This is a genomic window from Streptomyces sp. NBC_00210, assembly GCF_045160975.1.
In the GTDB taxonomy this organism is placed as follows: Bacteria; Actinomycetota; Actinomycetes; order Streptomycetales; family Streptomycetaceae; genus Streptomyces.
In genome coordinates this window covers 8,217,679-8,239,465 of sequence record NZ_CP108120.1, presented here as the reverse complement: position 1 = coordinate 8,239,465, position 21,787 = coordinate 8,217,679, and the positions used below count along the sequence as shown (strand labels likewise).

The window sequence follows — 21,787 nt, the reverse complement described above, 5'->3', positions numbered from 1 at the left end:
GTGAGGGTCACGAGGGACACTCGTGACCGCCTGGAACTGATCGCGACCAACGAGAAGCCGATGGGCCCGCGCGAACGGCACCACGGTGCCGTACGGGCCGTGCAGGCCGCGCTCGCCGACCTCAACCGGGGATATCTGCGCGGCTCCGACGTCGACGGCTTCTACGGCCAGCAGACCGCCGTCGCCGTAGAGGCGTTCCAGCGCGACTACGGTCTCTACGCCGACGGCCTGGTCGGCAAGCAGACCATCGGCCAGCTCGACGGGATCTTCTCCGCCAACGTGATCAGGCCGCCGCGCGGGATGAGCGTCCACATCGGCGTGGACCGGCTCGACGCCGGCCACTACGGCGGCGCCTTCGCGCTCTCCTCGTGCGTCAACGACGCTCGTGCCATGCGCACGATCGCCGAGGCCCTCGGCTACCAGACACTGACCCTGGAGAACGAGAACGCCACCGTCGCCAACTTCATGGGGTTCATGAGGCAGAGCGCCGCCGCGCTCTTCTCCGGCGACACCCTCCTCATCACCTTCTCCGGCCATGGCTCGCAGATCCCCGACAGCAGCGGTGACGCGGAGGCCGACGGGCTCGACGAGACCTTGTGCTTTTTCGACCGGATGCTCGTCGACGACGAGCTGTACTCCTTGCTGGCTGGCTTCCAGGCGGGTGTCCGCGTGATCGGCGTGTTCGACGCCTGCCACAGCGGGACCGTGGCCAAACCGCTCGACCTCCCGGTGGAGGAGGAGGCGCGGCTGCGCAGGGAGGAACGCCTGCGGCGGCTGACCGACGCGGCGACGGCCTACGAGGAGACGAGCAAGTCCGTGGCCGTGGACGGCAGCCCCGTGAGCACGGTCCCGCTCGCCGAGTCCGAGGTCGACGAGGCCGCCTTCGCCGAGGAGGGGGCCCCGCCCGCGCCCGCCGCATTCCTGGCCACCGAGTCCGTGACGGCCCACGACTCCGGCGCCCTCGGCCTCCTCGCCGACCTGTACGCCGGCGAGACCACCGGCAAGGGCAAGGTCATCGAGTTCTTCTCCGGGATCTACGAGAAGTACCAGACGCTCTACGACGCCGTACGCGACGCCTCCGGCCCGCGTGAGTCGGCCGACGTGGCCGCCACGGTCGTCACCCTCTCTGCGTGCAGCGACGCCCAGCTCACCCCGGCGGGGAGCGTGTACAGCCTGTTCACCTACAACGTCGTCAACGCCTGGGCGTCCGAATCCTTCAGTGGCACCTACGGCCAGTTCCACAAGGCCCTGCTGGACCGCAGCCGCGCGGACGCCACGCCCGTGCTCAGCACCTACGGCCGTTCGACGGAGGCGATGCTGGCGAACCGGCCCTTCGTCACCTGAACGGCTCCCGCCCGGTGCGTGCCGGGCGGGCGGTCCGCGGAAGTCGGGCAGGCAGCTTCCGCGGACCGCGCACCGTGCATGCAGGACCAGCAGCAGCCACGCTGCTGCCGGTTGTTGACGTTCGTCAGGGAAAGCCTTGAGGTTCTGCCAGGTGTCCGAGGTCCGGTGAAGATCCCCTGAACACGGCGCCGTGTACCAGGGGCTGGGGCCGACCCTGTGCTCGCGCCTGCACGAGCTGGCGGCGAGCCATGCTGCCCTGCCCCTTTCAGCGACGTTGCCGCCAGGCAGGGAAGCCGAGCTGGACCGCAGACTCGCTGGGCAGTTTCAGTACGGACCGTTTACCCACGAACAGCCCTGCGCTCCAGAGGTACGGAGCACCCCGTCTGCCGCCACCGACTTCTCCGCTGTCTCCACAGGTCGGCGTCGACAGGATGGGCCCGAAGCCGCCACTTCCGATTCCCTGCGTCCCATCAGCGTCCCAACTACCACCCCTCCAGTTTTGCGAGAGCCACCGAACGATTCATAACCGCAGGATCAACGGAGCTTCCAGCCACGAATCACCACATCTCCGTTGAACTCACGAGCAGCGGATTCAGTCCGTTCACCCAAAGTCCTGAATCCGCCCGCCCGCTGAGACGTTTCCGCAGGTCACGGACGTGCATGGTGGGGCGGGTGGGACTCGAACCCACGGCCGACGGATTATGAGTCCTTTTGTGATCGTGACGGCCTTTGTGATTCTGCTCAGATCTTGGGCGTTTTCACAGGTCAGCGATGGTATTGCTTGCGGCTCGCAGTCGCGCTTTGCAGGTCTGTGCAGATGCTTGTGTCCACACCGCGTCCACACAGCGCCTTCCTCGGCATCTCGGTTGCCACCCAATCGGCTGCTCGACACAGGCAGCTGCGGGTGGACGTACCAGCGCGCAACGGAGAGCCTTACCGACGAGAGAGGCCCGGCCCTCATCGCCAGTGGGTGGAGCCACACGGCATTTCCACGTCAGCTGCCTACGTGGAGAGTGGTGCAATGCGCCTCCGCCGGGATCGACACGGGCTGCACCACTACGCCTGAGTTCCAGCGCGTAGACCTTCACCACCGGCTCCGCCTGTACCCTGTCGCACAGCATCGCGAGCACGAAGGACGCCCTGCGCCACCCGTCATGTCCCTTGGTGAGCGAGGTCATGGTGCCGCCCTCGGCGACCTACTGGCAGCCGCCACAGCCAACCTCCACGCGGTGCTGGGGCCTTGGCGAGGGCGCCCAGGGCGCGGTCGGCTGCCGCCATGCGGTACCGCGCCGGCTCCCGGAGAGCGACCTAGGGAACCGACGCGGTCATGAACAGGACTGCCGAAGCTGCGAGGCAGCCCGCGGAAGCCGGTCAGGTGCAGCTATCGATCTCCCGCGCTTGGACATGGGACCGCTGGGGCGCGAACGTGACTGTGTACGCGTAGCAGCGCAGGACCTCAGTGCCGCCGAACAAGCCGGCCTGGGTGCCGCGGACTTGGGCGACCACCGTTACGGTGTCACGATCCCGCGCTGTGTCCTGTTGGGATGCTTGTGAGTCCCGGAGCGCCCTGCCGATTTCTTCGCCTGTCAGATTGCCGTCTCCCGCCGCTTCCGCCAAGAGTCGCTGGCCCCGCTCAACCGAGGCTTTCACCTGTTGAAGGGCCTTTTCCTGGCTCTGCTGACGAGTGTGAATCAGAGCGTAGGTGGTGACTCCGACCAGCAGGAGCGCGACGATAAGGGCTACGAGGCAACCCGAGGACAGAAGACGGAGTGGTCTCCTGTCATTCGAACCAACTGCATCTAATGTCATGCGACTAGCTTCCCGTATAGCCGATCGCTTGCAGTGTCTCCTCGATGAATTGCGCGTAGCCGGTGGTACCGGCGGGCTTGGGATGGAAGGACTCACGACTCAGGCACTGGCTGCCCGGGGTCCAGATCATGCAGATGGTGTCTACCTTGTCGTTCTCGTGGAAGTCGCCGTCGCCCTCCGGGCCGATCACGGTCCTGTTGAGCCATTCTGAGCTGTCGCACAGGCCATGTCCCTTGAACTTGGGGATGGGATCGGCGTGCGCCACCTTGATCCCTTGAGTTTTCAGCTTGGCAACCATGGCTGACTGCTTGGCCGCGACGTAGTCCGCCAGCCCGTTGAGCTCCTCGAACGCGGCTCCCTCACAGCTCCACTCAGCAACGATCCGCGGGTAGCCCATGAGGACGATCTGTGCGTTCTTCGCATGATTTGGGTCAGCGATCCGCCTGATGATCTCTTCTGTCTTGACAACAGCGGCATCGATGCGACCGGTGTAGTCCTCTTTCTTGCAGACACCGACGGCATAGCAATTGATGACGGCGTCCTGGAACGCGCCGCCGTCATTGCCTCCGATGCTCAGCGTCACAAGGGTGGTGTTCTCATCGAGCACGCCTGACTCGACCTGGGACATCTCGTGGAATTGTCCTTCGCCGGCGGCATAGTTGTCGGGGGTGTCCCAGGAGAAGGGGACTCCGTCGCCGAGTACATTCCAGGTTTTCGCTCCGGAGCAGGCCACGAAGCCGAGTTCAGCTCCTCCTGACCAGGCGTCGGAGAGCTGGCCGAGCGGCGTGCTCTGTCCGGGCAGGACCATCTTGCGTGGCCAGGATTCGGTGATGCTACGGCGGCAGGCGTTCCAGCGGCGGTTGCCGTGGTCGTCGTCGGATTCCTTGTAGTAGTTCTCCGTGCCTTCGCCGGAGGAGTACGAGTCGCCGAGCGCGGCGACGATGTGCTTCGGTTTGCCCGGTAGCGGCTGGAAGGCGACTGCGTCGAAGGCGATGTCCTCGTCACCGGTGCCGTCCTGCGTCAGGGTGCTGAGCTTCACCCGGGGTGTGCCGTTGATCTTGTGCACCCCCAGCGAGACCCAGTTGTTGGCACGCCGCTTCTGGTTTATATACCGGGTTTTGGTGAAGGAGCCGCTGCCGGTGTCGATGTCGTAGCGCGCCTGCTGGGTGTGCGCACCGTGATCCGGAAGGTGCACTGCGATGCGCATCCATTCGTTGCGCGGGGCGTTGAGCTTCCAGGTCCCAGAGAATTCGAGCCGGTCGCCCTTGTTGGCGAGGGTGCGGGTGTGTCCGAAATAGAAGTGGCCACCGAAGCCGGCTCCGAGTTGGTGAAGGTCGACCTTCGAGGGATAGACGCCACTACTTCCCGTGAAAGTGAAGGTGAAGGTTCCCGCATTCGCCGCGGGGCGTGGGCAGTTCGGTCGCACGGAGGCTGCGGTGGTGTCGTCCACGATAAGGGCGCCAGGAGGTGCGGCGTTCCCGGAGGCGGTGGCACTCACCGAGCAGTTGGGCGGGTAGGCGGTACCGTCGGGCTCCTCGGGGTAGGTGTTGTCGAAACGGACGAGTTCCCGGCCGCAGGAGTAGTTGCAGTCGCTCTTCCAGTAGGTGACGGGGATGTGCCACCAGCACTTGCTGTCGCCCCGGCCGCAGGGTCCTGTGGTTCCGTTGTCGTTGCTGGCGTCGTCACTGATCCGGCTGGGGTCGCACTCGTTGGCCTGGGGAGAGCAGAACATGTCCTCCGGCGGCTTGGCGCGTGCCCTGTTGTACTTGGCGCTGCCCTTGACGGTGGCGTCCTCGCTGGTGCCGTTCCACCAGGCTGCGCGGAACCCGGCGACCATCTTCCCGGGGGCTTCGATTGCCTCCAGCGGATGAGCGGCGAAGCCGATGACTTTCTCTGGGTAGGGCCAGTTCTGCGGCTTTGCGGCGTCGGCGTAGTGGTCGCTGCCGAGCCTGTCCTCCATGAAGGGGAGACGTGCGGCGTCCCAGTCGGGGTTGGCGGGGTTATTGGCCCAGCCGACCCCCCATGGTCCGCTGCCGGTGTTTTGGTGGAACCCGGCGTTGTAGATCCACAGAGCGAAGAACCAGTTCTCCAGCCGGGACGGGTCACCGTCGTTAATGACCAGGCCCGCTTTACGGGTCTCGTTCCACTTGCTGGCAAGGATCTGCAGGCCTGCGGCAATATTTGCCGTGTAGTCGAGTGCGACGGCGCGCTGGGTTTGGTAGGGCCAGGCGGCCCCGCCGTGATCGGGGTCGTCGAAGCCGGCCTTGCGCATGTGGTCAGTGACCTGGGTGACGCCGTACCCGCAGTCGGCCTTGCTCCAGTCGACGTCCCAGTCGTTTCCGGTGTTGCCGTCGTAGTAGTTGATGCCGTAGAAGTTCCCGATCAGCGGGTTGCCAGTGACGCCTGGGACAGTCATCCGGGCGGCCTGCCACATGTTGGACTCCTGGGCCGTGACGCCCAGCATGACCTGTGCGGGGATGCGCCCCCCGCCTTCCAGCGCCGGCGGCGGGAAGAGGGTCTGCGGCTGGTAGGCGGGCATGCCCAGGTTCTTCCAGTTCGCCGGGCGGGTATTCTTGAGGTTGCCCATGATCCCCTGGTCGACAGCCCACTCGACCTGCCGCGGCTTGGGCTGCATCGCCTGGTTGGCCGGGTCATTGCGGGGCACCGAGCAGACACGCTCGTCCTCAACGGGGCTGGTCGGAGAGCCAGCGGCTGCCAGCCAGACATTCGCCGCACGGGCTCGTGCTGTGCCCGTCGGGCGCTTCAATTTCGGTGACGCTTCGCCGCCCTGGACAATCGTCCTGCTGGGCGGCGCTGCAGAATTCACTGTGAAGCTGAGCTTCCTGCCTCGTCCTGGCAGGACCATGGCGACGGCGACGGAGCGGGCTGCGGCGGCGTCCTGCGGCTGGATGCGAGAGTCCTTGCCGTCGGCCCATGCGGTGCTGGTCAGCACCGCATCCCCGCCGGTACTCACCAGCGAGTCCTTCGGGACACCCTGCAAGCGGCGTACCCCGGACGGCAGTCTGCTGGTGGTCTGCTTCACCTCCCCGGTCACAAAGACCGTGCTACCGCCGCGGGTGAGGCCGGTAGCAGTAACCGGGCCGCGGGCCAGGGAGGCTGGCCGTGTGGCAGCGGGCCGGCGGTGTTTGATCTGCGCGGCGGTGATGCGGCGTACCTCGGTCTGCACGTCCATGGAGTCCTGCGCTTTGGACGGCAGCTTGTCAAGGAAAACGAGACCGCCCCCGGCGTCGGGTGTCAGCCGGTAGGGCACTCGACGGGTCTGGGCGATGCGGGTCCGCTTGCCGTCGGCGCTGATCTTCACGATCTCGGCGCCCGCAGCGGCTGCGATGCCGCCCCCTTCCAGGGGTACGGCTGAGGTGACCTGCCCTCGCGTTTCAGCAGGGGCGCTCAGCTGTCCGGTCGCCGTATCGAGACGGAACAGCCGAGTGGCAGATTTGTCCTCGCCTCCGGACTGCGACAGCACGGCGCTTTCGCCAGCCCCACATCCGGGATTGTGGTACGCCAGCGACGCTTGCAAGTTGAGCTTGTGCACAGCTCCGCTGTTCATGTCCACCACCGCCGTGAACGCACCCCGCGCCATTAGTTCCGGCTTGTTCGTGAAGGTCCGGGGCGCATAGACCACCACCGCTCGCTTGCCGGAGGCCGTCAGGCAGACGTTGCCGATCCACAGATCGGCCTCGAAGCCCGGCTCCGACAACGACGCCGTCGTACGCCACGCATACCCTTGGTTCTGGCGAGCAGTCAGGATGTGGAAGCCCGTGGCGTCCCCGATCGCCGTCCACGCGAGGTCACCTGATCCCTTCCACCCCTTTCCCAGAACATCGGCCCGCTGGGCGCTCGGCACTTCGGCGGGATCGTCCGAGACCGTGGGCTTGACCGCCTTCACGGTCGCCCGGGGTGCGTCTGCCCAGGCCGATGCCTGAATGGACCCGATCAACAGAAATGTCGCAGCCATGACAACTAAGGGAACTCTGGCCTGTCTATGAAATTTCACTTTTTCTCCATGGACGAGGGGAAGCATGCCTGATCACTAGATCTGCCCTTGAATGGCAAGGGTGTCCGGGGGAGGCGCTTTCCCATCTCGCAGTCCGGGAGGTGGAGCGAGGTTGGGAACGCAGTGGCAAAAGGGCCCGGCATGTCGGCCGCGCCTCGCGGTGTCCCACGTGGAGCCGGCTCGCAGCGGATGCAGTGATCGAGCAGATATGGAATGTGCGCTGTGCCGCGACCGATTCGGCCCCGCGCTGTGGCGGGGCCGAACGCGGTGGCTACTTGGCGATGGTTGAAGCTTTGGCGACTGCGGCCTTGTTACCCGCCTTCACTTTCTCAAGAGCGGGCCGGTTCTCCTCGATGGCTTTCAGCTGCAGCTTGACCTCGGCGTCGAACCAGGTCTTCTCGACGCTGTAGCGGTCCCGGCACTGAATGTCCGCCTTCGCCGTGGCGATCTCGAGGGCGGTCACCTTGTGCTGATCGTTGAAGCGGGGGTCGTCATTGGCCTCCATGGGCTCCTTGTAGGAGTAGCCCTTGGCCTTCATGCACGACGACCACTTGGCCAACGCCGCAACGACGTTCGGGTCGTTCTTGGACTGCATGAAGGACTCGCCATTGATCCTCTGCACAAGTTCGGCAGGTTGGGCTGGCGGAGCCTGGCCGTCGGCCGCCTGGACGCAGGCCCTCAGCTTCCCTTCATCCGCACCCGACTCGTCCACCGCGCCGGCCATCATGGCCTCGTCATAGGCCTGCTGCTGTTCAGCGGCAGGGTGGTAGCCCCGCCCGGCCGCAGTTTCGGCGTCGTGGATGCCGTACCGCCAGTCAACAAGTGTCGTCCCACCAGGTTCGGGGAGGTCAGGCGCGGGGGTCCACCTGTCGAAGCCTGCGTCCTCCATGCACTTGTCGATCAGACTGTCCCGGGCGTTGCTGATCAGGCGAGCTTCCGCCTTGGTTGTCATGAAGGCCTCGACAGGCAGCTTCCATGTGGCCGGGTCCTGCGGATCACCCACAGCCGCCTTGGCGTTCGTGTTCTGCGGTGCTGCGACGTCGGCGTGCGCCGACTGGGCCTCGCTTGACGGCGAGTCGTTCCAGGGCCCATTGAGCGTGAGAACCACCGCTCCCACGGCGGCGGCCGCCGTGACCGGGGCCCAGGCCCTGACGAGCGTCTTCTTCGAGTTCACTTGTCCCCCTCCTGCTCCTGCGTTACCAGCGGGCTGCCGAAGACACCTAAGCGACCCATGCGAAGGAGGCGTTCTCGTTGTAGACGTTCCGGAACCGGTCTATGTGCTGGTACGGAGCCATGGCGTCGTAGACCCCTTTGTATCCGCTATTGAAGTACACCCTGGCCGTGTACTTGTAATGTTCGTTCTCGCCAGATGCCGCGTTGTTCTTGACCTTCTGATTGGACCCCGGCCAGGGGCTACTGACGCCAACCGGGCAGAATTTGAGGGGGTAGGCGTGACCGTCACCAGGCCTCAGCGCGTCGAAGTCGTATACGCTGTACCCAATATTGCGGTACGCCCCGCCTTGGCCAGAGTTGTAGAAGATATGGAACTTGAACTTTGAGGCGTGCGGGTCCTTGCACGCCTCCATGCTGGTCAGGTTGTAGTTGTCTGCTGCGGGGTCGCCCGCGAGCGCGCTGGGCGCAACAGCGAGCGAGAGCATCAGTGCGGCGGATGCCGCGCCTGCCACTACTACAATTGATCTTCGCACCTGTGCCTCCGTTCGTGCCCGCCGCAGGCGGTCACGGGACAGGCGCTGTGATGCACGCCTTGCCATTGGGGCGGGAGACACCGACATACCGCCGTGCCTCGCGTGTGCAGTCCCCCCGTGACCGCGCTGCCAACGGCTCTTTTCTAACGTCCATCGGCATGCGCCAGTCGGCTTATAGAAGCCGAATCTGGCGCGGTATGAATATAGGCCTAGACCAGACCCTCAAACCAACTCGTTAGTTGCCGACCTCGTTGGTCGTGGCTGATTTGTCGCCCTGAACGGAGTGATGCAACCGAAGCCTGGAACGGGCGGGAGATGCACCGAAGCAGCGAGCCTCCTGTGAAGTGGGAGGCAGGAGAGTCGTGACTTTCTCAATCGGACTGGCCTGTTCTGGGTGACGTTGCGACGCCCCGGCGGGCCCCTGTGCGGCCGCAGGGCATGCGCTTCACGCCTGGCGGATCCACCACGCCCCGAAGCCCCGCCTCGTGGGCCTCAGTTCATAGGACACCAGCTTCTCGGCATCTTCTGGATGATCTCCAGCCGCGGTGCGAGGGGGCGTACGTCCGCATCGCACCGCCACCGCCACCGCCACCGGTCCACCGCAGGCCATGAAACGCGACGGGTGGCTCCTGGCGCGGCCAGGAGCCACCGGCAGACGAACCGAACCTCTTCCGCAGGTCGTTGTGCTCGGAGCCTCATGACTCGGGCACGTGACCATGCAGCAGCCCACAGCGCCGCTGTCTGGCTCAAGTCCTCACGCCAGACGCTGCACGTCCACGCCGTCGACGCCGGACATTCGGACCCTTTGGTTCGGCCCCGCGCCGAACCTCACTTCCTGAAGCGGACCTCCTTTAGGCTCTGGCGCCGAGCCATCGGACTCGGCGCCGGACAAACATCATGCGCGAGCCTCTGACGCTTGTCGGATGTCGGCACTCGTGAGCCCTCCGGGACCGAAGGCCGCCGCAGCGATACGGAGTTCGGGCGGCAGAACCGACCACAGCTCGTCCAGCAGGTCGGTGGGATTGTCAGCGGTCGTCCGGACCTCCATGAACGGGCTGCCGGTGGCGATCTCCTGCCCGTCCGAGTGATAGGTCATCATGAGCACTCCCTCACCAGGAGCCAGGTCGCTGACGTGCAGGGTGAGCCGGTTGGTGGTTGCGCGGTTCCCGGCGCCGCGCCGGGCGGCGCCGAACCAGGCCCGACCGCCCTCGCGGGTGCCCGCGATCACCGTCAGGCGGGGAGTGAAGATCGGCGGGTCTGGTTCGTAGTCCAGCTCGTCCAGGGCCAGGACCGGAGCCTGCCCCGAAGTGAGACGGTCGGCGACAGTGGAGACCTGTGCCCCGTTGCCGAAGACCATCCAGCCCTCGCTCTGACGGGCGGCGATGTAGTGCCGGAGATGGTCGCGCTCACGCGCATCCGAGGGGGCGACGATCAGGTCGCCTCCGACAGTGCGGCGCAGGGTGCGGGCCTGGGAGGCGGGACTCCGCCCGGTGAGGAAGTAGGCACCGAGCAGGTTGCCGTCGCCGGTTCTGCACCACAGCACGCCGCGACCTGGGTAGTGATTGTCCCTCAGCGCATCGTTCAGCCAGTCCACCGTGTGTTGCGCCCCCTCTGCTCCATGGCCTCGCGTCGCGGGGCCGGCGCTCAATGCCCAAATGGGTCAAGGGAAATCCAGCCCGGCCCTGAAGCGCGTGGTCTGACCCCACCTCTCACCTGGATCATCGCAGAGCTTGATCCACTCTTGGGGGGGGTTCCCCTAATCGACACGGTCAGGAGCACCATCCGTGGTCACTTCCCCATGAGGACCGTTACCGCGGAGGTGGGGTATAACGTGACGCTCAGCACGCCGCAGCTGGGGAATTGCATGACCGTCGACAGCTGCTCGGCCAGGGTGAGCTTTGTCCTCTTTGGCGGACACCACTGGTGTGGTCGTCCGGCTGTAGCTCAGCCATCCTCAGGCTCGCTGCTGGTCAGCCGCTCCCGCTCGCCGCATCCACCTCGGCCTGGCGACTCGCAGGCGCACCACGATCTCGGTCAGATCGAAGTCCTTGGCGACCTGGCCGACCAAGCGATTCCCGCGTCGGCACAGCTCGACGATCTTGGCCTTGTTGGACATCCTTCCGGGCGGAACCTCTGATCTCGGACGTCCGTCGAAGCGCATCAAGGCCACGTCGGCCACGATCATCGCCGACGTCCGGTGCAAGAGTCTTGAATGCCCCAGCGATTCCCTGTGTCCACACAGCGTCCACACATCACGACGTCTGGGCCTTGGGCGCAGGCTAAAGACCGGCGGGAGCGGCGCCTCATCGCAGGTCACACACGGCCCGCCCACCGCGGACATGTCACGCACCGAAGTCCTGAGCAGCGGATTTTCTCCGTTGCGGCAAATATTCAGGCCCCAACCTCGGAAGAAACGTTTCCGCAGGTCAGGGCCCTAGATGGTGGGGCGGGTGGGACTCGAACCCACGGCCGACGGATTATGAGTCCTTTTGTGATCGTGACGGCCTTTGTGATTCTGCTCAGATCTTGGGCGTTTTCACAGGTCAGCGATGGTATTGCTTGCGGCTCGCAGTCGCGCTTTGCAGGTCTGTGCAGATGCTTGTGTCCACACCGCGTCCACACAGCGCCTTCCTCGGCATCTCGGTTGCCACCCAATCGGCTGCTCGACACAGGCAGCTGCGGGTGGACGTACCAGCGCGCAACGGAGAGCCTTACCGACGAGAGAGGCCCGGCCCTCTTCGCCCGCAGGTGGAGCCACACGGCATTTTCGAACGTCAGCTGCCTACCTGGAGAGTGACGTATTGCGTCTCCACCGGGATCGACACGGGGGCTGCACCACTATGCCTGCACACTGGCAGGCTGCCCAGCAAGATCCACTGGTCGTGTCCGGGCCACAGCGATGACCATGATGTGGGTTCCAGCGCGTACACCTCCACCACCGGCTCCGCCAGTGCCCTGTCCGACATGGTGAGCCGCCTGCTGACCCCTGTCCCGTGAGGGGATGTGGCCTCGGTCAGCGGGCTCGCCGAAGGTCGCTACGGCATCGCGAGCCCGAAGGACACCCCGCGCCACCGGTCATCCTGGAGAGCCAGATCATGGTGCCGCCCTCCGCTACCTGCTGGCAGGCCCCACACGTGCGCCCCCGCGGCGAGTCGGCGCACCTCCCCCTCCGTGATGCCCGCGCTCTACGCGGATGCGGCGGAAGGAGTGAGCCTTGCGCTCGCGGTCGTAGACTTCGCACCGGCCCCACTGCCCAGGCGCCGCGACCGAGAGGCGAGCGCAACCTGATGCCTCTAATGCCACAACGGTCCGACTTCGGCGACGAGTTCAGCTAACACCGCGGGTGTCAGCCCCGTCATATCGGGCTCCCGTTGATCGCTGCTCATACCCGGTTCCCCACGACACAGACCATGATCGACGATCACTGCCGCGGCCACCGCCGCTAACGATGCACGAGCTCGTTAGCCATCTTGGATTTCGAGGTACTCCACGGCATGAGATCCCTCATCAATCAAGCCCCACCAATCGCCCGAGACTCAAAGAACTCCTCAAGCAAGGCAAAAAGGATAGCGACTGCTCGCCCATCCTCCTCAGAAGTAAAATATCTAATATCCGGCAGGGCGCCATCTTCATACACCTCACACAGGACAAGCAGTGGCCAGTAGAGTTCTGGACGACCCTTACCCCTAAGGACAAGCCAGCTGTGGAATTCCTTGAGGATGAAGTGCTCCGACCCTAGCTCGTAGCCAGTGAGGAACGCACAGGTTTCAGCATAGGTCTGCCGCATTACGTAGACGCCCAGATACTTCTTGAATCTCGGCAAGAACTCAGACAGAGGGACACTCATGATTAGAACCCGAAGTCTATGTCGTCGCCATAATCCCAGAGTCTTTTATACTCACCCACGTCAATCCCATCCGGATGCCATTGGTCATGAACCTTGCCATCTGTAATTACCACAGTGTGATGGAACCAGCTTTCGTCCACTTCCTTTCCTCCAGGCCTATAAGGGCCCATCGAATACCTATCGCCCTCAGGGCCGACAAAGGTCTTGATTTCCCCGCCATTCCTCCTCTGGAATGCAGCCGCCCATTCATCACATCCGGCATTATGCACGAGTACGGACGTCTCGCCGGCGAGTACATAGTACGTGTGAAGATCTTCAACGGTGAGGTTGTAAGTACGCGCATGCTTGACGAACGGACGGTTGTTCGTGACAGTGACCGTGGTGCCATCAACCGTGAGGAGTGTGGCGCGCGGCTGGAGTTGACCGGCTTCGACCCACCGTTTCTCGGAAGGTGACCAGAAGGGGTGCCCATGCGTGGCGATGAGCTTCTGGGCTCCATCATCGGTCGCGATCGTCAGTTCATTGAAGTACTTGTCGCCTTCGGTGCGAATGAGGCGTGTGACCTTGCGATTGCCCGACTTTCCCGTCTCAGGGTCCGTCGCGAGGACTTCGTCTCCGACCTCGATGTCTTCGATGTCTTTCGTGGAGCCGTCAGCCATGAGGACGTCGGTGCCGGCGAGGAAACAGTTGCAGTCAGGGAGGAGTCTTTTCAGGGCCGCTGTTTCGCCGGGCGCAGCCCGACTACTCTCGGCTTCGAGTCTGCCGTACAGGCCTCCCAGTTTGCTGCGGAGTGTAGCTAGGGTCGCGCTTGCGCCGAGCGATCCTCCCGAAGCGACCTCGATCTCGCTAACTACGGCATCCATCGCAGCGCCGATACATGCCTCGGCTGCCAGAACACAGCCGCCGATAAGTGCGATGGCGACTCCGACCCATGGGTGCTTCGCGTCCAGCAGGCCAACTTCCATCGCCGCACGACAGAATTCGCGAGCGTTATCGGCATTACTTCCTTGGCAGGTACCCACTGCCCAGGTGTGGAGCGCGTCCTGGTAGGTGTTCCAAGGTGTCAGGATTCCCCGAGCAGCCATCTCCTTCGGAGTGGGGATCTTGACACCCCCGATTTTGGGATTTCCCTGCGCGGGCGGAGCTCCCGGCGGGGCCGAGCCGCCACCGCCCTTGACGGGAGTGCTGGTGTCTACGTTCCCGTCGTCGTCGTAGCAGGCGTAGTGCGTGCAGCCGGGGCCGTTTTCGGGCGTCCAGGCGGTGTCGGGGTTGCCGACGCTGCAACCGTCGCAGAACAGGCCGCTGGGGTCGGAGGAGGTGACCGGGGTGTTGTTGGCGTACGAGTACCCCTGCATCTGCTGGGGGTTCGTCAGATCCATTACTGGGTCGACGCTGATGAAACGGCCGGTCGCTGGATCGTAGTCGCGGGCGCCGATGTGGGTGAATCCGGTGATGGTGTCGATGTCGCCGCCGACGAAGCCGTTCTGGCCGGGCCAGAAGGTGGGAGCGGTGCCGCGGGGGGCGCCGTAGGGGAGTTGCTTGCGGCGGTTGGCTGCGAGGGTGGTGGCGCTGACGGACAGTTGGTTGGTGCCGTGGTGGTCGGCTACCAGGAGGCGGACCTTGCCGTCGCTGCTGGTGCGGATGGCGGAGCCGCCGGGCACGGTGTAGTAGCGCGTGCCGGCCAGGGTGCCGGTGGACTTGGTGAGGACGAGTTCCTGGCCGCCGGGCAGATACAGGGTGGTGGCGGCTGGTTCCCGCTTGAGGATGCGCGTGCCCTCGGCGTCGTAGAGGAACTTGGTGACAGCGCCGGAGATGGTGGAGGTGGCGAGTTTGCCTTCTTGGTTCCAGGTGAGGTCCTGGATGGCTCCGGTGGCTGGGGTCTTCTTTGTGAGGTTGCCGGTGGTGTCGTACTGGTAGGTGTCTGTCCCGGTGGCGCCGCCAGTGGCGGTGATGGTGCGGACGGCGTGCGGCTGGGCTGCGCCGGTGGTGGTGGGGTAGGTGTAGGTGCGGGTGGTGTCGGCGGTGATGGGGCCGGCTTTGTGATGGGTTTCGGTGGCGCGGTCGCCGGAGTCGGTGAAGGTCCAGCTGGTCCAGTAGGGGTCTACGGTGCCGAGGGCCGGGGTGCCGGTTCCGTTGACCGGTTGGGTGGTGCAGGCATCGGCGGTGGTCCAGGCCTCGGACAGGCGGCGGGACCAGTCGTAGGCGAAGCACTGGTCGTCGGCGATGGTGCCGTCGTTCTGGTCGTCGCGGATCCGGGTGACGTTGCCGACCGTGTCGTAGGTGTACTTGATGTTCGACAGCGTCTGGGGGTTGGAGGTCTCGCGGTCGACGATCGAGGTGGCGAGGCGGCGGGTGACGGTGTCGTATCCGAGGGTCTGGATGACGCGGGTGCCGAGGTTGCCGAGGGATGCCTGGGCGAGTTCGCCGAACGGGGTGTAGCTGGCACCGCGCAGGTAGACCTGGGACAGGGTGCCGTCGACGATGCCGAGTTGGTCCTGGGCGCCGTAGTGGTTGGTGACGGTTTCGGCGGGCAGTGCGGTGGTAGCGTTGGTGTTGCCGGTGCTGTAGGCGGCGGTGGCGGGCAGTCCGCTGACCGGGGTGACGGTGGTGGCGATGGTGTAGGTGCCGGCGAGCTTCTCCTCCCCGGTCACAGACGGCACCGTTACCGTCGTGCCGGTGGCGTGGCCGGCGGAGTCGTAGCCTGTCACGGCGGTCTTGTAGGCGGCCGCCGGGGTGACGGATGTGTCGTTGCGGGTGGAGGAGGCGGGCAGGCCCTTGCCGCCGGTGGCGGTGTCATACGTCCACTCGGCCAGCTTGGTGCCGGTGACCGAGCCGGTGCGCAGACTGGTCCTGCGGCCGAGTTCGTCGTAAGTAGTGGCCAGAGTGCCGCGGGGATCTGTGGTGGTTTCGATGCGGCCGTCGGCGCCGTAGGCCATGCTGGTGGCGCCCTTGTCGGGGTCGGTGGTGGCGGTCTGCCGGCCACGCAGATCGTAGGTGTATGTCCACGAGTTGCGGCTGGACGCGTCGGTGACCTTCTCGAGGTTGCCGGCCCGGTCGTAGGCGTAGGTGGTCTTCTCGTACTGGCCGGCGGCTGCGCCTATGAGCGGGGTGCGGTCCTTGTACTGGCGTCCCTCAATAGCGCGGCCGCGGATGTCGTTGATGGCGAGGGTCGCGGTGCCACCGGCCGGCGGGACGGTGGAGGTCCAGGTGTCGCCGTAGGCGAAGGTAGTGCGCCACTTCTCCACGTTCAGTGACAGGGTGACCGTGGCCGTGGGACGGCCTCGGCCGTCGTACTCGGTGACGACCGAGTTGGGAATCTGGTTCGGGGTGACCGTGAGCAGCGCGGTGGAGACGGCCTGGTCGTTGTAGAAGGGGGCATCGGACTGGAAGGGGCGGCCATGGGTGTCGTAGAAGGTGCTGGTGACGGTCCGGCCGGTGGTGCCGATCCCATCCGTCTGGGTCTGGCGCTCACGCAGCAGCGAGTCATAGATCGCGACGCTGGTACCCCAGGTGCCGTTCTCGTACAGGTTCTTCGTCGTCACCGTGGACGGTGCGGTGGCGGAGATGTTGTACGCAAAGGTGGCATTGGGGTTGGCGGTGGTGGCTCGGCCTGCGCTCCAGACCTTCGTGAGGCGGCCGAGCGCATCGTATTCACCGGTGGCAGCGCGCTGGTTGGGGTCAGTGACCTTCAAGGTGAGCCCGCGAAGCCCGTCCAGGGCGGTGGTGGTGCCGTATCCCTTGGGGTTGGTGACCGTGACCGTGGTGGGCTGGGCACCGGTGGCGGGGGTGTAGGCCGTGGTGACGGGCCGACCATCCTGACCTGCAGCGGAGACTATTCGCCCGTACTGGTCGTAAGCGGTCTGGGTGGTGGTCTCCCACACCAACTGGTCGTTGATGTCCAGCTTGGATGCCTGCTCGGTCTTCGTCACGTTGGCCTGCCCCGGGTTGGGGGCGACGCCGGATGCCTGACCGTCGTAGGAGGAGCGGGTGGATCCGGTGATGGCGGGATTGAGGTAGCCGAGTGCGCAGGGTGCCTGGGCGACGGTGGTGACTCGGGAGGGGTAGGAGATCAGCCAGTTGGTGGTGTCTGGGGTGACGTAGTACGTGCGGGTGCACTTCGGCTTCACGCCGCGGGCGGTATCGCCGTCGTCGCCCTCGGCGGTCACCAGACCGTAGACCGGGTCGTAGTCGCGGGTGGTTATCAGGGTGCGCCAGGTCGTGCCGTCGTCCAGCAGGGTGCTGGCGGCCTCGGTGACCGTGCCCGCATGCAGCGCCATGGCGTCCGGCAGCACAGGGCCAGGGGTGCTCGGTTTGTCGGGGTCGGTGATCCCGGTGATGTTCTGGGTAGCGGTCGGGTCGGACTCCCACGGAGTGTAGGTGGTCTTGGCGACCACCTTGCCGCCGCTCCCGTCCTTGTCGTAGGTGCGAGTCTGCGCGGGTCGTCCGGCGAAGTCGTCCCGGTCGGTGATGCCGTTGATCTTGGCCACGGGCCTGAGGGTGCCGTCGGCGAGGGTGTCACCAGACATGCCGAGGAAGTAGCTGGTCTCGGCCATGGTGCGGTTGGTTGCGCCGGTCAGCGTGCGGACTGTGCCGTAGCCACGGAAGACTCCCCAGCTGCGGTGCTTGTCAAGGGTGAACTCACCGGTATCACGCCGCCAGTTGGGCCCATCGTCGTACTCGTACGTGGTGGTCTTCGAGGCCGAGCCGGTGCCGGCGGTGGTGTCGTCCTCGATCACCTGGGTTACCAAGTACTTGTGGAACCAGTCCTTCACCAGGTCGACCGCGCCGTCCGGGGTCCACCAGGACGGGTAGCAGCGTTTGGTGTTCTGGTCCGGGGAGGACGGCAGGCTGGTGGAGGTGCACTCGGTAGGGCTGTAGGTGACGAGGGTCTGGCCGCCGGTCTCGCTGGTGATCTGGGTGATGCGGTACTTGTTCAGCGGCGGCCGTCCCTCTGCGGAGTCCACACGGTTCGGCATCGGTGTCCCGCCGAAGGTGGTCTTCGGCAACGTCAGGTCCGCGAGGGCGCCGGCCTTGCCGGTGTGCTGGATCGACTCCAGCCACAAGGCCGGCTTTGAGACGTCACCGGTGGCCCGGAAGGACTGGGCCAGGGTCCAAGTATCGACCGGCTGCATTGTGCTGCCCTGCAGGGCAAAGGTGTTGATATCGGTCAGCCGCTTCCGGGTCCAGAACGACGGCGAGGGCTTCAAGCACTGCTTGCCCGCAGTGCAGTCCAAGTCGACCGGGACGTCGGGCCAGTTCGTGGCGTGGTCCGAATCGAAGGTGCCGCAGTTCGCGAGGCACCGTTCCGCAACACCGAACGTCACCCGGCCCGCCGGATTGACCGTCGCAGGAACGGCACCGGCGCGCAGGCCATAGTCGATGCGACTCAAGTACCCACCACGGATGTATGAGACCGGTGTCGGCGTACGGCCTCAGCTCCCCAGCCGCGTACAGATGAACGTCCCCAGCTGTCAGGCCACTTCGTTCTCTCGCTCGATGGCCTTGAGTCGGTTCTTGAGTCGGTAGCTGGGGCCGTTGATGGCGATCACTTCGCAGTGGTGCAGGAGGCGGTCGAGGATGGCGGTGGCGAGGACTTCGTCGCCGAAGACCTGGCCCCATTCGCTGAAGGTCTTGTTCGAGGTGAGGATGATCGAGCCCTTCTCGTAGCGCTTGGAGATGACCTGGAAGACCAGGTTCGCTTCCGCTCGTTCGAGGGGCTGGTAGCCGACCTCATCGACCACCAGGACGCTCGGCCGAAGGTAGGAACCGAGCTTGCTGGTCAGCCGGCCCGTCGCTTCGGCGGCTTTGAGGTTGCGGACCATGTCGTCGAGACTGGTGAAGTAGATCGAGTAGCCGGCCCGGCAGGCCGCGACCGCGAGAGCGACGGCGATATGCGTCTTGCCGACCCCGGGCGGACCGAGCAGGGCCGCGTTCGCCTTGGCCTCGACGAAGGACAAGGTGGCCAAGTCCTTGACCTTGCGCGGGTCGAGTTCGGGCTGGAAGGAAAAGTCGTATTCGTCGAGCGTCTTGTGGTGCGGCAGCTTTGAGGTCCGCAGGCAGGTGCGGAAGCGGCGGTCGTCACGGACGGCGAGTTCTTCGGAGAGGACCAGGTCGAGGAAGTCGAGGTAGCCCATCTTCGCCTCGTCCGCGCGCCGGGTGAACTCGTTGATGGTTTCCGCCAGGTGGGGCAGGCCGAGCTTGCCGGCCGTGGTGCGGATGCGGTTGCCGGTCAGCTCGCTCAAGAGGATTCCTTCGTCGGTCGGCTGGTGGTGAAGGGGCGGGTGCCGGTCAGTTCGTCATAGACCGACAGCGGACGGCGGCCGACCTCGATCCGGGTGGCGGCGGCCCGGTTCAGCAGGGCCTGCAACGGGCCGGCTTCTTCACCTCGGGGCTGCGGGCGGGGCCGGGGCGGGATGTCGCCGGTGGTGGTTCGGCGTCCCTTGCCGGTGGGCAGGCCGTCCCAGTGCTGTTCCTCGACAACGCGGACACCGCGGCCGACCACCCGCGCATGCATGGCCAGCAGCGTGTCGCCGTCGGTGCCGGGGACGGTGGAGTGCAGCATGACCTGCGACTTCGTGGCCCGGATCTCCACCAGCTGGCGCGGGCGGACGCGCCGGGCGGGCACCGAGTAGAGGTTGCCGCCGAAGGCGACCAGGCAGTCCTTGCCGACCGGCCGCAGGTGCCGCTCGGCCACCAGATAGGGGGTCGGCGGCAGCGGTTTGAGGGCCGCGTGGTCGCGGGCCGCCCGCTCGCCGATGACCTCCCGGTGTGTCTTGTGGATCTGAGCCCGCCGGAGCGGCACCCACGCGGCGAACGCGGCGTCCATCTCCTCGACGGAGCAGAAAGCCCGGCCGGACAGCACGTGATCTCGGACGATCAGCACCTGGCGTTCGACGCGGCCTTTGCCGGTGGGCCGGTAGGCGGCCAGGACATCGATGTCGAAGTCGTAGTGGCCGGCGAAGCCGACCGCCTCCGGATGCAGCGGGACCGCCTCGCCGGGGGCGACATGCCGGCGGACGACGGTCTTGGTGCGGTCGTAAACGATCGTCATGGGCACCCCGCCGAAGTGGGAAAACGCCCGGCGGTGGCAGTCGAAGAACGACTGCAGGTCTTGGCTGGTGGTGAAGCAGCAGAACGGGTCACGGGAGTACGACAGCGTCATGTGGAAGGAGTAGACCTTGCCGATGCCCATGTGGGCGAGGGTCCTTCCCTCGTCGCCCCAGTCCACCTGGGCCTGGGCGCCCGGGATGACCTCGAAGCGGCGGTGCATGCCCGCCAGTTCCTTCGGCGTGATGCCGAGTTCCTCGGCGATCCTGGGACGGGCATCCTGGACGTAGAGCTTCGTCCGCTGGTAGTTGCCGGTGAACCCGTACTCGCTGGCAAGCCGTTCGTGGATGACCGCCGCTTTCATCAGGACCTCGGCCCGCAGCATCGAGTCGACCAGCGGCGCGAACTCGTCGATTGCCCTCGCCCGTGACCGCCCGTTCGCCGACCGCCTCGGAGGAGTCGCCGGACCAGGTGCAGAGAGGTACTTGCGGACCGTCTTCCTGTCCAGCCCCGTCTCCCTGGCGATCTCCGACAGACTTATCGCCCCGGACTCCAACAGGCCACGGAAACGCCGCAGTTCCAGCCAGCGATGCGGATCCAAGACCACCGTCAACCGCCCTCCGCCATCCCACATCGATCAAGCAGCAGAGTGGCGGGCAACAGGTCTCACCGCATCAACAACTGTCCCTTTTCATCCGTACGCGGGTGGGGACGTTCACGTGTACGCCGACAACCGGGGCATCGACCTTCAGGTTCTGCGCGTAGTAGCCGGTCTCCTTGGAGTAGTACAAGGCCATGGCGTTGTGGTGCGGGTCAACGACGTAGTCGAGGTTCCAGCGCCAGCCCTGCGTTGCCGCGGACGAGGCGAAGTCCGATCCGTGGCCGGGCTCGCCGCTGTGGTTGCCGTAGACCGGAACAGTGAAGACGGAGTTCGTCTCTTCCTTGCCGCTGGTCCACCCGGGCAGGCGGTTCTTGCCGAACCAGTACTGGGTGCCGTCCAGCGAGGTGACTTTCCAGTATTCGTAGTCCTCGTCACCGTTGACATCGTTCGGGGAGCTGCCGAGGATCCGCTCGACGCGTGAGCCGTCGTCGTCGGCGAGCTTCCATACGCTCTTGCTCGCATCCCACACCAGGGCGGTGGACGTGCCGTTCAGGGAGAGTGTTGCGTTCTGCGACTTCCAGCACAGATCGCCGACCTTCTCTGTGTTGTTACCGCCCTGCTTGTCGTTCTCACAACCGGCATAGGTGCGCTCGATGAACCCCTGCGAGTAGTCCCAACCCTCACCGATCCACGACGTCTGGTTGTTCGTCGACGATGTCCGGCCGTCCACCGCAGAAGAGTTGTACGAAAGCGCCACCTTCGGCTGCAGCCCGCCGGGGACGGACGGCACCCCCAGCGGGGTACTCCAGCTGAACCCACCGGAGTTCCCGCCGGCCGACCACGACCCGGAAGGGGACAGCGAAGTGGCCTTGAACGACCCCTCCCCGCCATCCGCTGCCGCCGCGGCGGCCAGCACCACCATGCTGCCGTTCGCGGCAGCTGCGCCTGACTGCTTGGCCGTGCCATTGGCGGCCGGGAACGTCACAGTTGCGTTGAGCGTGCGGGCCTTGGTGTTGTTGTTGGTCGCCAGCGGCACGCCCTTGAGGCATGCGGCCTTGCCCGGGGTGGTCAGCGCGCAGGCAGGGAGCTGGACCAGGCGCAGCCGGGAGGACCAGCCCGCGCCGAAGGCCGACTCAATGCTCGCGTAGTCGACCTGGACAGCGGCCGCACCGGGTGGGGTGGTGGTGCTGGTCGGCTGGATCGAGAACAGCAGGCCCTGGATCCCTGCCCGTTGCGTGGTCTTTCGGTCGGCAAGCTTCACGCGCACCCGGTCCGGGCTCGCGGTGCTCGCGGTGCGGGTGCCGGCCTTGGTCAGGGCAGAAGTGGTGGTCGGCCGGCCGACTCGGACTGGCAGCGACCCCGCTTGGACCCGCTGACGGCCAGCGGCCTTCTCTGCCGCGCTGCTCGAGGCGCCGGGC

11 protein-coding genes are annotated in these 21,787 nt (G+C 65.6%); 1 reads left to right on the top strand and 10 read right to left on the bottom strand.

Going from position 1 to position 21,787, the window contains the following annotated elements; all coding sequences use genetic code 11:
- Complete coding sequence (locus tag OG729_RS37020; protein WP_405810432.1) at positions 1-1,344, top strand: caspase family protein; 1,344 nt, start codon at positions 1-3, stop codon at positions 1,342-1,344.
- Positions 1,345-3,157: 1,813 nt separating this feature from the next.
- Here the strand turns inward: OG729_RS37020 and OG729_RS37015 are convergent.
- The 10 genes from OG729_RS37015 to OG729_RS36970 form a co-directional block, all read right to left on the bottom strand.
- The gene (locus tag OG729_RS37015; protein WP_405810430.1) at positions 3,158-7,195 is read right to left on the bottom strand and encodes a hypothetical protein; all 4,038 of its coding nucleotides are present in this window, start codon (positions 7,193-7,195) and stop codon (positions 3,158-3,160) included.
- Positions 7,196-7,439: 244 nt separating this feature from the next.
- Complete coding sequence (locus tag OG729_RS37010) at positions 7,440-8,276, bottom strand: hypothetical protein (RefSeq protein WP_405810428.1); 837 nt, start codon at positions 8,274-8,276, stop codon at positions 7,440-7,442.
- Positions 8,277-8,388: 112 nt separating this feature from the next.
- Positions 8,389-8,874 carry a hypothetical protein gene (locus OG729_RS37005; protein ID WP_405810427.1) on the bottom strand — a complete coding sequence of 162 codons (486 nt, stop codon included), beginning with the start codon at positions 8,872-8,874 and terminating at the stop codon, positions 8,389-8,391.
- 895 nt (positions 8,875-9,769) lie between these two features.
- Entirely contained in the window at positions 9,770-10,468 is a 699-nt protein-coding gene (locus OG729_RS37000) for an IMP cyclohydrolase (protein ID WP_405810425.1), read from the bottom strand.
- Positions 10,469-10,828: 360 nt separating this feature from the next.
- Positions 10,829-10,990 (bottom strand): hypothetical protein, encoded by a 162-nt coding sequence (locus OG729_RS36995; protein ID WP_405810424.1) that lies wholly within the window; start codon positions 10,988-10,990, stop codon positions 10,829-10,831.
- A gap of 1,395 nt (positions 10,991-12,385) precedes the next feature.
- Positions 12,386-12,721: a hypothetical protein gene (locus OG729_RS36990; protein ID WP_405810422.1), complete on the bottom strand. Its 336-nt coding sequence runs from the start codon at positions 12,719-12,721 to the stop codon at positions 12,386-12,388.
- 2 nt (positions 12,722-12,723) lie between these two features.
- Positions 12,724-18,111, bottom strand: a complete 5,388-nt coding sequence (locus OG729_RS36985) for a polymorphic toxin-type HINT domain-containing protein (protein WP_405810421.1) — start codon at positions 18,109-18,111, stop codon at positions 12,724-12,726.
- Positions 18,112-18,192: 81 nt separating this feature from the next.
- Positions 18,193-18,963: an IS21-like element helper ATPase IstB gene (istB, locus tag OG729_RS36980; RefSeq protein ID WP_405803643.1), complete on the bottom strand. Its 771-nt coding sequence runs from the start codon at positions 18,961-18,963 to the stop codon at positions 18,193-18,195.
- Positions 18,960-20,375: an IS21 family transposase gene (gene istA / locus OG729_RS36975; RefSeq protein WP_405811003.1), complete on the bottom strand. Its 1,416-nt coding sequence runs from the start codon at positions 20,373-20,375 to the stop codon at positions 18,960-18,962. The genes istB and istA overlap by 4 nt, the downstream gene beginning before the upstream one ends.
- Before the next feature lie 67 nt (positions 20,376-20,442).
- Positions 20,443-21,630 carry a hypothetical protein gene (locus OG729_RS36970; protein WP_405810419.1) on the bottom strand — a complete coding sequence of 396 codons (1,188 nt, stop codon included), beginning with the start codon at positions 21,628-21,630 and terminating at the stop codon, positions 20,443-20,445.
- Positions 21,631-21,787 lie beyond the last annotated feature (157 nt).